We start from the raw sequence: 15,436 nt of genomic DNA, 5'->3' as shown, positions 1-15,436 counted from the left end.
CGTGAGTAAGCCAATTTTTCAACTGGTGGACGAATTACCGACGAATAATCTCACCGTCAAAGTTCTCAAAACCCTTGATTATGTGGTGCCGGGACAGTGGGATAACCTAGTCGGGTTTAAAAATACAATTATCAAAGTCACCGGCGAAACCGACGAAAGCATGATTCAACAGATTGGCGATCGAGCCGTTTGGTTGTTTAATGATAAATCCCAGGGCTATCAACGGGCGCTCTGGCTCTACCAAACCATCGACAGCGCCGATAATGCCCTAGCCACCGCCTCTCTTGCCAATGCCGTCGGTGGTAAAATTCCCCTCATGGGCGGTTTAATCGAAAGATTAACTCCTGCCCCCGAAAAAGCGCAAACCATCGATCTAACCCTGAAATTAGTGACAGAATTAATCGCTTTTTGTCAAATTAATGGCATTCCGGGGGATAGTATCGATGATTTCGTCGCTTCTCTGGGAGATTATAGCGGCGAATCCCTGATGCGGATGGCGGCGTTAGTTTGTTTGGATGGTTTAATTCCCCTGGGGGGCAGTTTTATCCGCAAAGTGGAATCGGGCCTCAGCATTCTCAGGCCAGAAGAATTAGAATCTAACTCCACTTTCGGCAGTATTAAAGAATTGATTCCGGGGGGAAATACTGCCAGAAAATTAGACTTTATCGGTCAAAGTTTCGACTCCACTAAAGGTTGGATGAGTGGTTTTGTCAGCGAGCGCAGTTTGAGCCAGCAGGGATTATTGAGCAAAATCCAGGGATTTATCGACTTTTCTGCCGATAAATTGGTATATGTCGGGGCATTCCTCGATATGACGACTAATTACTATGAACATACTGGCATTCAAACCCTGGCTCGTCGTTTAATCGAAAGAGCCGTGGCGGAAATTTAAGTGGCATAGGGGGGAGAGATGGACAGACCGATACTAAATCCGCTTTTAATAGTGTGATTAACCCCCAATCCGACTGTAAAAACCTACTTCCCACTCGGCCAAGTATTTAGTATAATATCCTCTCTTTAGTCCCTCAAGGCCATGAATCAGGTACAACTTATCCATGCCGCTAAACAGCAAGATGCAGCCGCTATTATTGTCCTACTTAACCAAAGTCTCTTAACCAGAAAAATAGAGGTTATTGAAGCCACCTCACAAGAAAATGCCCTGACTCTCAAAGTTCAATCCAAAAGGATACCCAATCAACACAAATTATTGCCTTTTTTGTCGGCAGAAATCAAAAGCTTGGGCATCGATGGATTAGAACAAGTGATCGTTTACGGTATGACCGAGGAATCCGATATCCCCGCTTGGCAAGAATCGATAACCCTGAGTCAAGATGATTTAATCGTCAATCATGTCACCAAATTAAACTCTTTGCCGATAATAACCGCAGAAATCGCCGAAAATGACCGAGAAGACGACCCAAAAGCTTTGGAAGACTCTGAAACAACCGAAGAAAAAGCCCTAGAGAAACCAGAGGAGTTCCCTGAAGCTGCTGAGGATATTGTGGCTACTGGTGAGGGATTTTCCCTATCTCATCGGAGAGATTCCCCTTGTCCCCTCAGTATAATTTTGTCTTACCTAGCGATTGGTTTTGGTGCTGGAATTATTATAGGTGCTTACTTCGGCTATCAAAAAGCAGTGAGTAAAATGTACGCACAACCCGGAGCGATCGAACAACCCCGATAAATTTTCCTGTCCCCAACCTGATATGATCGGAATTGCCCCGCTTACGATTAAAACCAATGCAGAATTTTCCTATCTCCAAATCTCAATGATTTAGGGCTTTTTTTCTTGGCAATTTGTCGTTAAGGACAGCAGCACCAGCTTATTTTTGATCTTTAGCCCCGTCTATCTAACCGCTCATGTCTATGGAAGAAGCCTTGAAACTCCTAAAAGAATATGGATGTATTAAACTAAAAATTGCCCAATCCCCCGAAGAAGAAGAAGCTCTAAGACAGGCAATTTTATTAGTTAACCAAGGTTCGGAATCAATTAATTTAGGTATCTGTGCCGATAACAATGAAGAGGGATTTAAAGCCCTGAAAAGTTATCTACAAGCCCTAGGATATCCCCTACCTAATAGTCTCCCAGAAGACCAACCAGAACAGGGAGCGGTGTATATTAAATACAATACCCAAAGACAAGCTTCCTATCTCGATTCCTATACGGGGACCTATCGCGGTGTCCTGGTTTCTTGTCAATCAGAAAATGATCAATTAGTCGGTACTTATGGTCACTTTCCCCTCGATTTATTTTCTTAAGAGGGATAGTTTTTACTGTTTACTAATAACAAGCAAAAAGTTAACCACTCCTATCCACTGACCTTCTCTTTCCTGACTCTTTTAATAATTTTACCTGAAAAAAATATGTATTTGTTAATTCCAGCAGCGGGAATGGGTAAACGGATGGGCAGCGATCGCAATAAGTTACTGCTCACCCTGCACGGAAAACCGCTCCTCGCTTGGACTTTACTGGCTGCCATGCAATCCAGGGCAATTATCTGGATTGGTATCATGGCACAACCAGAAGACTTTGAGGAGATCCGAGCAATTATCACCGCCATAAATGCCCTTAAACCCGTGCAAATCATCCAAGGAGGCGAAACCAGACAAAAATCAGTTTATAATGGCTTACAAGCCCTACCAGAGGGGGCTGAGACGGTTTTAATTCACGATGGGGCGCGATGTTTAGCCACTCCCGAATTATTCGATCGCTGTGCGGCCGCTTTAGCCACTTGTCAGGGTTTTATTGCGGCCATTCCGGTAAAAGATACGATTAAAATTGTCGATAGCAAGGGCTGGATTGAGGATACACCGGATCGATCGCGGTTGTGGGCGGCCCAAACGCCCCAGGGTTTTCAGGTAAAATTATTAAAAGAATGTCATGAACAGGGGCGAAAATTAGATTGGGAAGTCACCGACGATGCTGCCTTATTAGAAAAATGTGGTTTTCCCGTGAAAATTGTCGTCGGTGAAGAAACTAACTTAAAAATTACTACCCCGGGGGATCTGGCAATTGCCGAATATATTTTAAGTCAACGTTTATAATTTTTCATCTACTTTAACGCCGTCCCGTTTAATAATACGAGCGGGAATACCCACCACCACACAATTAGGTGGAACATCCTTGACTACCACTGAATTTGCGCCCACGGTGACATTATCGCCGATGGTAATGTTTCCTAAGACTTTAGCGCCGGCGGTAATCCTGACATTATTGCCAATTTTGGGACGGCCGCTTTTATCTTTATGGCCAATTGTTACCTGTTGATTAATCCAACAGTTATCGCCCAAATCCGCCATAACAATCGTACTAAAACCGTGTTGAATAAATAATCCTTTGCCAATCGAACAGGAAGAATCTAGAAATAAATAGGAACTTTCTCGATAGAAAAACCTAAGAATATACATCAAAAAACGGCTGAATGAGCCACCTTGAAAAAGACGACAATAATATAAATTTCTAAATTCTTTTGCCTCCAGACACAGAGCTAATAATTGTAACCAATCTGCTCTTTTTTCCCAGCCTAATAACTCCACCCAACGCCGCACATCACCTAAGATAAGTTCTCGATTATTAGCTACCTGAAAAGCAATGATTAAAGGGGAGAGCCAAAGAATACCCGCATAGAAAAATAATTTTCGGAAGAAACTTTTCATCGTTGGTCTAAAATAAATGACAATAGACTTACTTTTGGTTGCTCTTGATTATAGTAGTATTGTAGCGAATAGTTCAACCTTCGCCTATTGGACTCCAACGATGTCAACTACCTTACAGTTCTTACCCGAAGTATCCGTGATCGTGCCAATTTATAACGGAGAAAAAGATCTACCCCCTCTCATCGATTGTTTAGCCAAACAGACCTATCCCCGTCAATTAGTTGAATATATTTTAGTTGATAATAATAGTAGCGATCGCACGGCAGAATTATTAGGAAAGGCAGCAGAAGAACACCGGGTACTCAACCTGATCATTTTAAGCGAAAATCACATACAAAGCTCCTACGCCGCGCGTAACAAAGGGATCAAAAGCGCTCGTTATCCTTTTCTGGCCTTCACCGATGCCGATTGTCGTCCCGCACCCCAATGGTTGACAGAACTGGTTCAACCCTTTAAAGATAATAGAATCGGTCTGGTAGCGGGAGAAATTGCCGCCTTAACTGGTTCCACTTGGTTGGAAAAGTATGCAGAACGTCGTCAATTTATGTCACCAAAATTTCTTTTAGAACATTCTTTTTGTCCCTATGGTCAAACTGCTAACCTCGCTATTCGTCGAGAAGCTTTTCAAAAAGTTGGTTTATTTCGTCCTTATTTAACTACTGGTGGTGATGCCGATATCTGTTGGCGGATTCAACAACAAACCGACTGGCAATTAACCTACGCACCGGAGGCAATTATTTATCATCGTCATCGTTCCACCCTAGAGGACTTAAGAAGTCAATTAAAACGTTACGGACGATCAAATCGCTATCTTCACGAATTGCACGGGGTCGAATTGATGCGACCTTTAACCAATCAACAGTTATTTTTTAGTCTCGGTCGTTGGTTATTAAAAGATCTACCAAAAAATACCCTCAAGTTACTGTTTGGCAAGGCTGATATAGTAGATTTATTGGCTACTCCCCTCGATTTAATTGGGTTTCAGTCCCGCAGCCAAGGACAGTCCACGGCTAAATTACCCGAAAAAGCTAAAGAAATCGAATGGCTTTAATTCAGTTATCAGTTATCAGTTATCGGTTATCAGATGTAAGTTTTCAGTTCACTGATTACTGTTTACTGATTAAGGTTTCCTCTAGGGTTTCTCCCTGAGTGAAACATCCTGGAATATCCTTAATTTCTGATACATATCCCTCGTCATCATAAGGATAAATTGTTATTGGATATTTTAATTCCAAATAAAACTCTAATGATTCAAGCTTAGTTTTATTAATTGTACTCATATTTGTAGCTCTTTAAAGTTAGCAAATAGTATCAATATATTTTCAATCAATACTCAGAAAATATCAATAAGAGAATCAGCTTTAAACCTTGTCGGTCAACTATCCATTCCCCTCTTCGGGCGCTCCAGGCTTCAAAGTGGGGGACAAAATGAGGTAAGGTAAAAAAGCTGTGCCTATAACCGAGACTATGAGCGTTGAATGGCAATCCGTCAAAACCTACGAGGATATTCTTTACCATAAATGGGGGGGAATCGCCAAAATTACCATCAATCGCCCCCATAAGCGTAATGCCTTCCGTCCGAAGACAGTTTTTGAGCTTTACGACGCTTTCTGTGATGCTCGCGAGGATGCCCGCATTGGGGTAGTATTGCTCACGGGTGCTGGTCCCCACAACGACGGCAAATATGCTTTTTGTTCTGGCGGCGATCAGACGGTGCGCGGTCAGGCGGGTTATATTGGCGATGATGGCGTACCCCGGCTCAATGTGCTGGATTTACAGAAATTAATTCGCTCCATCCCCAAGGTAGTTATCGCGCTGGTGGCGGGTTATGCGGTCGGGGGCGGTCATGTTTTACACTTGGTTTGTGATTTAACCTTAGCAGCGGATAACGCCGTTTTTGGTCAGACCGGTCCGAAAGTGGGTAGTTTTGACGGCGGTTTTGGCTCTAGTTATCTGGCCCGGGTAGTGGGTCAGAAAAAAGCTCGCGAGATTTGGTTTCTTTGTCGGCAGTATAACGCCCAACAAGCTTTAGAAATGGGTTTGGTTAACCATGTCGTCCCGGTAGAGGAATTAGAGCAGGAGGGGATTAAATGGTCTCTAGAAATCCTCGAAAAAAGTCCCTTGGCGATTCGCTGCCTAAAATCGGCTTTTAATGCTGATTGTGATGGTCAAGCGGGTTTACAGGAGTTAGCGGGCAATGCCACTTTACTCTACTATATGACCGCCGAAGGAGCCGAAGGTAAACAGGCTTTCCTGGAAAAACGTCCCCCCGATTTTAGTCAATATCCTTGGCTACCCTAATCAGTGAGCAGTAAACAGTGATCAGTAAACAGTGATCAGTGGGGAGTGGGGAAGTTGGGGAGAAAAAAGCTGACGGCTGATAGCTAAAAGCTTGGCTGCCGCTTCAGATTCAGGCTCGCAGGCTATCTTCTCGCTGAAATTGCTATTAAAATTTCAATGCCATATATCTTATCAATAGAATGATATTCAATCAGAAATATTGAACTTACTAAAAATTGCTTGACAGATCAAGTAAAAATACCTATCATCGTTTCACGTCAACTTACAAAAACTTCATATCAGCATGAAAAAACTCCCTGCATTAGGTGTTGCATTGGGCGTCAGTTTAGCATTGCTTAATAGTGCCAAAGCAGATGCGGCTATCGTCAGTTACGAAAGTGAGTTTTCTCGCTTTTTGCCCTCTACTTTTAAGCCTGGCGATACTTTTGATTTAAGTTTCAGAATTGATAATTCTCGAAGACCGAGACCAATTCGTATTCACAAGATCATATATATTGTTCTGACTCCTCGGGGGAAGATAATAATTACATTGTTCTTTGAAAAATTGTCATCACAATCCTCTTCTAAATTTACAACTCCCCCTGGCGCGATCCCAGCAGATGGTATTGATCTGACCTTAGCTGGTTCCAATGCTTTTGCTATAACCAATGGCTTTGTACCCTTTAACTTCAAAATTACCCGTTCAGATATACTAGCTGCCTATTTATCCTTGTCATTGGACACAGATGGTTTAGTTGCAGGGGATGGGTTTGTTGCTTCTCTTAATTTAAACGGAAAAAGCATTGGTTCACAAGTATTTAAACCTGATTTAAACGTTATAGGAAATATCGGTATCGCTTCACAAGCCTTTGAACCTAATTTAAACGCAAGAAGTATAGGTATCGCTTCACAAGCCTTTGAACCTAATTTAAACGAAATAAGTATCGGTATCAGTTCACAAGCTATACCAGAGCCTAGCACAGTGTTGGCAATTTTAACTCTTGGAGGTGCCATGGCCACATTCAAGAAAAAATCTCAGCCTTTAGGGATGAAAGATTCCCAAGATAATGCCGCCTAACGCGATTTTTCACAAGCAAGCAATGGCAGAGATGGTTAATTGCCCTCTCCCTCTCCCAGAAAGGGAGAGGGAGAGGGAGAGGGGGAGGGCGACGAATAAAGAAAAATGCTATTAATACTCCATACTCCCACTGATCAGCTATGCTAGTTTAAAGAGAGTAGTTAGGTTCGGTAGCAGCATTGGTTTCAAACAGAAGCGGTTTTTCCCTGATGGCCTTGACTGGGTTGTGTCCGATCTCCTTCTCAAAATGGCTGTGATCTTGGGAGACAATCCATGACGATTTACGTTGGTAATCTGGTTTATGAAGTCACGAAAGAGGACTTGCACGATGTATTCGCTGAATATGGCACGGTTATTCGCGTTTACTTGCCCGTAGATCGGGAAACTGGTAAAATGCGCGGTTTTGGTTTTGTGGAAATGTCCTCCGATGAGGAAGAAGCAAAAGCGATCGAAACTCTGAACGAGGCCGAATGGATGGGACGAAAGATGAGGGTCAACAAAGCCCGTCCCAAAGAAGATAATTTTGGCGGTGGTGGCGGTGGTGAGCGCAAAAACTTCGGCCGCCGCGAACGTTAAAGAGATTCTTGGAAAATTCCAGAAGCGGTTATCGGAAATAACCGCTCTCTTCTGGCCTTAAACCGCCGTTTTCCGTGACTCAAGGATGGGGTGGATGATTGTCCAGGCAAGGACGATAATTAAAGCCAAGATACCAAAACGAGCCATAGAACTAACTAACTGGTGCAAGGGGAACAAACGTCCTAAAAAGAAAGATAATGTCACCATAATCGTCGCCCACACCGTCGCCCCACCAAGATTACAGAGAAAAAAGCGACCGTAGGGCATTCGGGCAATTCCCGCCATGGGACCTGCAAAGATTCTTAACAGGGCGACGAAGCGACCGAAAAAGACCGCCCGGGGTGCATTTTTACTAAATTGATCCTTGGCTAATTCTAGTTTTTGGGGGGGAATCCGAAAGAATTTGCCAACTTTTAACAAAAACGGCCAACCCCCGGCGCGACCGAGCCAATAGCCAAAATTATCGCCTAAAACTGCTCCTGTAATTGCGCTGACTAAAACTAACCAATAATTTAAATCACCGCTGCCGGCAAGGAAGCCGCCGACAATGGTGATGGTTTCTCCCGGGATGGGAATCCCCGTATTTTCGAGGGTGATGCCGATAAATACTGCCCAGTATCCGTATTGGTGGGCGATTTCTTCAATATTTTCTAGGGATAATAGCTCTAGGGACATGGAGCGCTTTCTTAACAAAGGTTTACGAATATTCTAAGATATTTTTACAGTGTTTAACCGTGGCTGAAGATGACTTTTCCCAGTATTGATTTATTAGCAATTCGTCAGGGTCAGATAAAAGATTTAGCGGGTATGAATTTGGCAGGGGCTGATTTAGCGGGTGCAGACCTAGCAGGGGCGAATTTACGGGCAAATTTACGCGGTGCTGACCTGACAGGAGCAAATTTAAGGGGAGCAGATTTTCGGAATGCCGATTTACGCGGGGCAATTCTCCTCGATGCGATCATAACTGGGGCAAGTTTGGCCGGTGCTTTTTTAGCCGGGGCGGTTTTTAATCATCTAGATTTGTCCGGGGCGGATTTTCGCGGGGTCGATGGCCGGGGAGTGAGTTTTGTCGGGGCGATTTTAACCCAAGCGGATTTTACTAGCGCTAATCTGTCTGGGGCAGATCTATCGGCCACCGATTTAGAGGAAGCAATTTTTTTCGGGGCGGTTTTACGGGGAACAAATTTTACTGATGCCAATCTTCTTTGTGCTAGTTTAGCCTCGGCAGTAACCACGGGGGCAATTTTCGAGCGAGCTTGTTTAGAAGGGACAGGATTAACCTAAATGGCTGATAGGCCAAAAGCTGGCTCTACTGTTTTAAGGAAAACTTGCCAGTATAATTTGGGCAAATTGTGGGATAATAAGAGACTGTTTTTTAGTTAATTCTCCCCGGCCTCACTTTATATATGAATCGAGATTCTTCCCTGCTATCATCCCCCTCGGTGGCGGAATTCAAGCGCAATTCCTTTGATTTGGAGTCACATCTACAAAACTTTTTACAATTAGACCAAGAAATTTTACAAACAAAATTAGCCATAGCAAAAGATGCCTTAGCGGCCTTAGCTCATCAAGACTTTTCTTGGACAAATCCAGATTATTTCTATCAGGAAAAAGTCAAAGAAACCTATTTATTTGAATTATCCGCTTGGCATTTATCCAGTCAAGAATATATCGGGGAAACCCTGAGATTAATTGATGATTACGGTAGCGGAAAAGTCTTAGATTTTGGTGGCGGAATCGGTACTCATGCCCTAGCTGCTGCGATGAATTCTAGGGTTGAACAGGTGATCTATTGCGATCTTAATCCCCTACATCATGAATTTGTTCGCTTTCGTGCCAAGCAATTAAATCTCGATGCTAATAAGCTCTCATTCTATACAGAAATTCCCGATCAGCTAAAATTTGACACGATTATCTGTTTAGATGTCATCGAGCATTTGCCCTCACCTACAGCCCAACTTAAAAAGTTTTATGACTGGTTAAACCCGGGAGGAAAGCTAATTATTAACTGGTATTTTTTCAAAGGTTTTAATCAAGAATATCCCTTTCATCTCGACGATCCCAAAATTATTGAGAGCTTTTTTCAAACCCTACAAAAAGATTTCCTAGAGATTTTTCATCCCTATCACATTACCGTGCGCTGTTATCGAAAAAATCAAGCATTGCCCGAAGAAAATCAAACCAGAGGTTGATAGGCTGAAATCTGCCCCCCCAACCCCCCCCGACGTCGGGGGGGGTTGCCTCTTGCCTCTTGCCTGATCCCAACAAGCAATTTAAATTCTTAACAGCTTATGACCTTAGATATTATCCCCGAAGGGGAAGAACGCAAAGTAGAAGCTGTCAGTAGTGCCGCTATTGATGGGGCTCCGATCGCCTATATTGTCGTCTTAGCGGCCATTGTCACTACCCTTTCTTTTATTCCCTTCTCCATTGTCCTCGCTTCCGGCGGTAGTATGCCCCTCAGTCAAGCGGTTTTTCCCCTTTTGGGTTGGTTACTCGGCCCGATCGCTGGGGCGATCGCTAGTGGCATCGGGGCTTTAATTGGGGCTTTCCTTGCCCCCTACACGGCAGGAATCCCCGCTATTTCGGTCTTTGGGGCGATTTTGTCTAGTTTTGTGGCGGGAACAATGGTTTTCGGCAAAAAACGCCGTTATTGGTGGTTAGGATTAACGTTAATTTTTCTGATTCCCCTGTTTATCTACGCTAACCGAGCGATCGGACTGAATGGCATTTCGCCACGAGTCTTTATCGCTGGGGCTTTCGTCGATTGGTCGGCCTTGGTATTATTTATCCTACCAACCCGGACTCTGTTTACCCATTGGATCAAAGGTAGCAATTTTGCCCTAGTAGCGGCGGGAATTTTTGGGGGGACTTGGACCGCCAGCGGCCTCTCCCATTTAGGGGCCGTGGCCATTACCTACTCGATTTTTAACTGGCCCGAAGAAGTCTGGATCGCTTTAATTCCGATCATTCCCGTAGAAAATCTGATTCGTTCCTTTGTCGGTATGGTGATCGGTTGTGGTGTCATTGCCGGTTTACGGGCGATCGGTCTGGTCAAATCACGGGAGGCGATCTACTAAATAGGAAGTTTTCCTTTTGGGGATTGGGGGATCGGGTGTCGGGAGGGACGCAAGGGCAAGAATTGCCTGGTTGCGTCCCAACCTCCAGGGAAAAAAAAGAGAACTAGCGTTTTAGCCAACTCATCATCGCCCGCAGATCTTGGCCGACTTCTTCGATGGAATGTTCTGCTTCTTGACGACGCATAGCGGTGAACCCCGGTTTACCTGCTTGATTTTCGAGGACAAACTCTCTGGCAAATTGTCCCGATTGAATTTCCAGGAGGATTTTTCGCATTTCGGCCTTAGTCGCTTCCGTCACCACCCGCGGACCGCGAGTATAGTCACCGTACTCGGCTGTATTGGAAATACTATCGCGCATTTTGGCCAAACCGCCCTCGACGATCAGATCGACGATCAGTTTCACTTCGTGTAAACACTCAAAATAGGCTAATTCGGGCTGATAACCGGCTTCTACGAGGGTTTCAAAGCCGGCTTTAATTAGAGCGCTTAAACCGCCGCATAATACTGCTTGTTCGCCAAAAAGGTCGGTTTCTGTTTCCTCGCGGAAAGTGGTTTCCAAAACCCCGGCCCGAGCGCCACCGATACCTTTAGCGTAGGCCATCGCCCGATCGCGTGCTTGCCCGGTAGCATCTTGATAGACGGCAAATAAACAGGGGACTCCTTGACCTTGTTCGTAGGTGCGACGGACGAGATGGCCCGGTCCTTTGGGGGCGACCATAACCACATCGACGTTAGCCGGGGGAACCACTTGACCAAAATGAATATTAAAGCCGTGGGCAAAAGATAACACCTTGCCTGCGCTTAAATTGGGAGCAATTTCGTTGAGATAAATCGTTTTCTGCACTTCATCCGGTAAGAGGATCATGATCCAGTCGGCAATTTTAGCGGCTTCGGCCACATCATAAACCGGAATACCGGCTTCTTTGGCTTTGATGGCCGATTTACTGCCTGGATATAGACCAACAATCACATTAACGCCACTATCCTTGAGATTTAATGCGTGGGCATGACCCTGGGAACCATAACCAATAATAGCGATCGTTTTTCCCGCTAATAAATCTAAATTGGCATCCTCGTCATAGTACATTCGTGCCATTGAACTCGCTCCTTAACTTCTTTTGTCACTGTGCAAACTCCTAATTATACGGGAAAATCACGCTCGTCAGAAGCATTTGATCGCCGGTTTCCAGGAGTCAGGAAAAAATAGTGCCTAGAAAAATGGCAATTTTCTCGAGATAATTGGCTAATCTAACCAGGGATTTGCCGAAAAAGTTTTTCCTGGAGGCAGTCCCGATGAAAAAATTTTCACCCCCACAGATGAAAGAGGTTTCTTTCCCTACACCCCACACCCCACACCCGACACCTCTTTCCAGTCAGGGTGTGGAGAAGGGGTAGGGTCGTTTCATTCTCTCAAATGTCATTCTCTCAAATCCTTATCTGACAACGTTTTTAGTCGATTTCTCGGAAATATATATCTGAAAATTTTTAAAAACGCCGTGCTTTGCTTGCCTCATAAGCGATTAAAGGTAGCAAAAATAAAGAAGAGAATGGCTCTTCTCGACTTTGTGTGATAATTTTTGCTTATGTAAGGTGAAATGCTTATCGGGCAAGACTTTAATCGCTATTTGGCAGATATTCTATCAGTATAGACCTCGTTTCCACACAGAAACCAGAAGAACCAAAGAATTAGATTCGGAGAATGAATCAGCCCTAGGGAAAGGGGGGGTATGATGGCAAAATTTTGACGTGGACTTGGTTCTTTCAGCAAAATTGATTACAATATCACTATCATTAAGCACTTCCCCTTCTCCTATCCAGTTAAGATTAACCTCGATCGGAACAGAGATAATCGGGTTAATATTAGTGCAGAAATAGCGGCTCTCCTCCTCGATTTTCACCTTTTCTGGCTGATTTACCCAGTTAGGATCGTTTATAGACTGATTTACTGCCTTGATCGACCCTAGATAAAATCAGGTCAAAAAATTATTGGCTTTGTTAATCACCAATCCCCTTAGGTCTGCCCCAGAAAATCTATGGTAAGTTTTTTAAAGAAGCTATTGACAAAAAAAAATCAAGGTGTTGGGTTAGAGATTACCCCAGAACGGATTAACGTCGCTCAGATCGCCAAACAGGGACAAAATTATCAATTAGTTAAATATTGCTGGTCGGATATCCCGGAAGGCATCTTTGAGGCGGGAAAAATCGTCGATTCTCCCGCTTTAGCGGAATTAATCCAAGAAGTCCTCAAGGAAAATAAAATTAACAGCAAACGAGTCGCCACTGGTGTGCCGATGCGCGAGTCAATTATCCGGATTATCCCGATTCCCTCGGAATTGGACGATCAGGAATTGCGCGATCTGGTCTTAAATCATGAGGCTAGTTTATACCTTCCCTATCCTCGCGAGGAAGTGGATCTCGACTACCAAAAACTGGGCTACTTTCAGGATGAAGACGGGATCGAAAAAGTGCAGGTTTTGCTGGTAGCCACTCGTCGGGAGATTACCGATGCCTATATGGAAACCTTCCAACAGGCGGGATTACAGGTAGATGTGCTAGAAATTAATAGTTTTGCCCTAATTCGGACGATTCGCGAACATTTGCGACAGTTTAGTTCCAATGAAGCTGCCGTTATTGTTGATATAGAATTTGATAACACGGAAATTGCCATCGTGGTGGACGGCGTTCCCCAATTTTCCCGCACTGTCCCCATTGGCACTTTCCAGCTACAAAATGCCCTCTCTAGGGCGATGAATTTGCCCACCTCCCGCAGTCCTGAGGTGCTTTTGGGTATGACAATCCCGATTACTGCCTTTGATAGTCTGAGCAGCAATACCGGCACTTCCGGAGCGGCTACTAACGCCGGGATGACGGCACTGATGCGGGTTTTAGGGGAATTAACCGATGAATTGCGGCGATCGATTAATTTCTATCTTAACCAAAGTGATGAACTGGAAATCGTCCAGTTACTTTTAGCCGGTCCCGGGGGCGGTTTAGCACAACTAGACGAATATTTTACTCAACGTCTCAGCGTCCCCACCATGGCCATCGATCCGATCGCATCACTGAACTTAGACACAACTCAAGAGATTCCTAATACCGAAAGACCAGGATTAGGAACAGTTCTCGGTTTAGGATTACGGGAGTTATAGAGAAAAATTATGTATAGTCTTGACGTTAATTTTCTTAAGGATCGCCATCTTAACCAAACGGGCAAAGAAACCGCTGCGGCCAAGATTTCCACCACTATTAATCTGCGTAAACAAACACCCCTGTTGATCGGTGTGGGAGTGGGGGCCGGATTATTGGCACTGACGGGATCACTCGGTTTAATCGTCGGTTGGCAAACCAGCGAAACTCAGGCCAAAATTCAGCAACTGGACAGGGAATTAGGTCAACTGCAAGTCCAAAGTAAAAAGCTAGAAGACCTGAGAGCGCAATTAAAGGCGGTGGAAGGAGACAATAAAGCTCTGGTAGGTGTATTTAATCAGATTAGGCCTTGGTCAGCCATTCTCCAAGAAATTCGTCAACAAACTCCCCCTACTGTCCAGCTAACCAGTGTGCAACAGGTGGAGTTTCCCTCAGTCCGCAATCAAGGGCAACCGAATCTGGCTACGCGCTTAAAAATCAGTGGTTTTGCCAGTAATTACGAAGCAGTCAATGATTATCTCTTAACCCTACAAGCTTCTCCTTTTTTACAGGGTAGGCAAACGGTGATCGAAAGTGCTGCCCTGGCCGATTTACCCGTAGAGGTGGACAATCAGTACAAAAATATTAATGTTACTTTCCCCCAAGTGGTTCAATTTGTGATCATCGCCCAATTAAGTGATAGTCCCACCACTGAACAACTGCCCAATCTCGCCAGGAATGGAGCGATCGGAGTTATCACTAGGATTAATACTCTCAAACGCCAAGGAGCCATTCAACCATGACCTTTACCGAAGAATTTGAGGATCGGGAATTAGAGGAATTTGACGAGTATCCCGTCGCTTTCGGGATAACTTTTACTCCCCGCAATAGTGGCATCGCTGTCGCTGTGGTGGGTTTACTTGGCTCTTTCTATCTGCTTTTTAACTGGGTGATGCCTGCTTATAATGCCTTGCAACAGTTGCAAAACGATGCAGCCGACAAACAACAACAGGTAGATCAACAAAAAACCGGTCTCAGTGCCGCAGAATTCCAAAAAATAGAGAGTCAGTTGCAAGAAAAAGAAGCTATTAAAGGGCAAATACTGTCGCTTTTTGCTAAAGAAAAGGACTTAAGCACTATTCTCTTAGATATTAGTAATATCTTTAAGTCTCGCAATGTTAAGCTGATTAGTTTTCAACCCCAACGACTAGAGCCGGTGGTGGTCTCCGATGGTTCCCTCGGTAGTGCGGCTAATAATAAGCTCAAACGTCAAACTTTTAACGTCAAGATGGAGGGGAACTATACTAACACTCAAGAGGTGATTCGGGATTTAGAAAGATTACAGCCACTGATTTTGCTAAACAGTCTCAATACCCAGATGGAAAAGCAAGGAGCGGCGGTTAAAGTGGTTAGTACCGGTAACAATAAAGCCACTATCGTCCCCGAACCGGATCAACCCGTGACCACGACTTTTCTTCTCGATGTGATTATTCCTCTCAGTGCCAAAGAACTGGCGAAATTAGTACCACCCCCAGCTGCTGAAGGTAAACCCCCCGCCAAAGGTAAACCCCCCGCCAAAGGTAAACCCCCCGCTAGTCCGTCCCCATAATAGTCTTCAATCCGGTGTGAGTATTGCGTT

The 15,436-nt window shown here is 44.4% G+C and carries 18 protein-coding genes; 14 read left to right on the top strand and 4 right to left on the bottom strand.

Annotated features, from left to right (window positions below; genetic code table 11):
• The first annotated feature begins 1 nt into the window (after nt 1).
• The 4 genes from B5D77_RS20310 (at nt 2) to ispD (ending at nt 3,045) form a co-directional block, all read left to right on the top strand.
• Nucleotides 2–892, top strand: a complete 891-nt coding sequence (locus B5D77_RS20310; RefSeq protein ID WP_008196616.1) for a hypothetical protein — start codon at nt 2–4, stop codon at nt 890–892.
• 141 nt (nt 893–1,033) lie between these two features.
• Entirely contained in the window at nt 1,034–1,684 is a 651-nt protein-coding gene (locus B5D77_RS20305) for a hypothetical protein (protein WP_106909530.1), read from the top strand.
• 176 nt (nt 1,685–1,860) lie between these two features.
• The gene (locus B5D77_RS20300) at nt 1,861–2,259 is read left to right on the top strand and encodes a DUF1824 family protein (protein ID WP_008196620.1); all 399 of its coding nucleotides are present in this window, start codon (nt 1,861–1,863) and stop codon (nt 2,257–2,259) included.
• Between the two features lie 105 nt (nt 2,260–2,364).
• Nucleotides 2,365–3,045: a 2-C-methyl-D-erythritol 4-phosphate cytidylyltransferase gene (gene ispD / locus B5D77_RS20295; RefSeq protein ID WP_106909529.1), complete on the top strand. Its 681-nt coding sequence runs from the start codon at nt 2,365–2,367 to the stop codon at nt 3,043–3,045.
• Here the strand turns inward: ispD and B5D77_RS20290 are convergent.
• Entirely contained in the window at nt 3,040–3,657 is a 618-nt protein-coding gene (locus tag B5D77_RS20290; RefSeq protein ID WP_106909528.1) for a serine O-acetyltransferase, read from the bottom strand. The two genes, ispD and B5D77_RS20290, sit on opposite strands and share 6 nt — an antisense overlap.
• A gap of 100 nt (nt 3,658–3,757) precedes the next feature.
• Between B5D77_RS20290 and B5D77_RS20285 the strand changes: the two genes are divergently transcribed.
• Nucleotides 3,758–4,708, top strand: coding sequence for a glycosyltransferase family 2 protein (locus B5D77_RS20285; RefSeq protein ID WP_106909527.1), 951 nt, complete (start codon nt 3,758–3,760; stop codon nt 4,706–4,708).
• 55 nt (nt 4,709–4,763) lie between these two features.
• Here B5D77_RS20285 and B5D77_RS20280 read toward each other — a convergent pair whose 3' ends face one another.
• On the bottom strand, nt 4,764–4,937 hold the full coding sequence (locus B5D77_RS20280; RefSeq protein WP_106909526.1) for a type II toxin-antitoxin system HicB family antitoxin: 174 nt from the start codon (nt 4,935–4,937) through the stop codon (nt 4,764–4,766).
• A gap of 187 nt (nt 4,938–5,124) precedes the next feature.
• On the opposite strand from B5D77_RS20280, the gene menB reads away from it, so the two are divergent.
• The 3 genes from menB to B5D77_RS20265 all read left to right on the top strand — a co-directional run bounded on the left by menB (nt 5,125) and on the right by B5D77_RS20265 (nt 7,591).
• Nucleotides 5,125–5,958 (top strand): 1,4-dihydroxy-2-naphthoyl-CoA synthase, encoded by an 834-nt coding sequence (menB, locus tag B5D77_RS20275; RefSeq protein WP_008196637.1) that lies wholly within the window; start codon nt 5,125–5,127, stop codon nt 5,956–5,958.
• 283 nt (nt 5,959–6,241) lie between these two features.
• On the top strand, nt 6,242–7,015 hold the full coding sequence (locus tag B5D77_RS20270) for a PEP-CTERM sorting domain-containing protein (RefSeq protein ID WP_008196640.1): 774 nt from the start codon (nt 6,242–6,244) through the stop codon (nt 7,013–7,015).
• Nucleotides 7,016–7,288: 273 nt separating this feature from the next.
• Nucleotides 7,289–7,591, top strand: a complete 303-nt coding sequence (locus tag B5D77_RS20265) for an RNA-binding protein (protein WP_008196662.1) — start codon at nt 7,289–7,291, stop codon at nt 7,589–7,591.
• Between the two features lie 57 nt (nt 7,592–7,648).
• Here the strand turns inward: B5D77_RS20265 and B5D77_RS20260 are convergent, their stop codons facing one another.
• Nucleotides 7,649–8,266, bottom strand: a complete 618-nt coding sequence (locus B5D77_RS20260; RefSeq protein WP_002734739.1) for a DedA family protein — start codon at nt 8,264–8,266, stop codon at nt 7,649–7,651.
• 69 nt (nt 8,267–8,335) lie between these two features.
• Here B5D77_RS20260 and B5D77_RS20255 point away from each other — a divergent pair, with 69 nt between their 5' ends.
• From B5D77_RS20255 to B5D77_RS20245, 3 genes are all read left to right on the top strand, one after another.
• Complete coding sequence (locus B5D77_RS20255; protein WP_008196668.1) at nt 8,336–8,875, top strand: pentapeptide repeat-containing protein; 540 nt, start codon at nt 8,336–8,338, stop codon at nt 8,873–8,875.
• A gap of 122 nt (nt 8,876–8,997) precedes the next feature.
• Nucleotides 8,998–9,783 carry a bifunctional 2-polyprenyl-6-hydroxyphenol methylase/3-demethylubiquinol 3-O-methyltransferase UbiG gene (locus B5D77_RS20250; RefSeq protein ID WP_008196670.1) on the top strand — a complete coding sequence of 262 codons (786 nt, stop codon included), beginning with the start codon at nt 8,998–9,000 and terminating at the stop codon, nt 9,781–9,783.
• A 99-nt stretch (nt 9,784–9,882) separates the two neighbouring features.
• Nucleotides 9,883–10,671, top strand: coding sequence for a hypothetical protein (locus tag B5D77_RS20245; protein WP_008196672.1), 789 nt, complete (start codon nt 9,883–9,885; stop codon nt 10,669–10,671).
• 103 nt (nt 10,672–10,774) lie between these two features.
• On the opposite strand, the gene ilvC is transcribed toward B5D77_RS20245, so the two are convergent.
• Complete coding sequence (gene ilvC, locus B5D77_RS20240; protein ID WP_008196674.1) at nt 10,775–11,767, bottom strand: ketol-acid reductoisomerase; 993 nt, start codon at nt 11,765–11,767, stop codon at nt 10,775–10,777.
• Nucleotides 11,768–12,704: 937 nt separating this feature from the next.
• Between ilvC and pilM the strand changes: the two genes are divergently transcribed.
• From pilM to B5D77_RS20220, 3 genes are read left to right on the top strand one after another with little or no spacing between them, the layout of a single operon-like run.
• Nucleotides 12,705–13,820 carry a type IV pilus assembly protein PilM gene (gene pilM / locus B5D77_RS20230; RefSeq protein WP_008196678.1) on the top strand — a complete coding sequence of 372 codons (1,116 nt, stop codon included), beginning with the start codon at nt 12,705–12,707 and terminating at the stop codon, nt 13,818–13,820.
• Nucleotides 13,821–13,829: 9 nt separating this feature from the next.
• A complete protein-coding gene (locus tag B5D77_RS20225; RefSeq protein WP_008196679.1) occupies nt 13,830–14,600 on the top strand; it encodes a PilN domain-containing protein in 771 nt (256 codons plus the stop codon).
• A complete protein-coding gene (locus B5D77_RS20220) occupies nt 14,597–15,406 on the top strand; it encodes a hypothetical protein (protein ID WP_008196681.1) in 810 nt (269 codons plus the stop codon). Before B5D77_RS20225 ends, B5D77_RS20220 begins: the two co-directional genes overlap by 4 nt.
• Nucleotides 15,407–15,436 lie beyond the last annotated feature (30 nt).

The sequence above is a fragment of the Microcystis sp. MC19 genome (genome assembly GCF_003019735.1).
Lineage (GTDB): Bacteria > Cyanobacteriota > Cyanobacteriia > Cyanobacteriales > Microcystaceae > Microcystis.
This window is presented reverse-complemented; position numbering and strand designations above follow the sequence as displayed.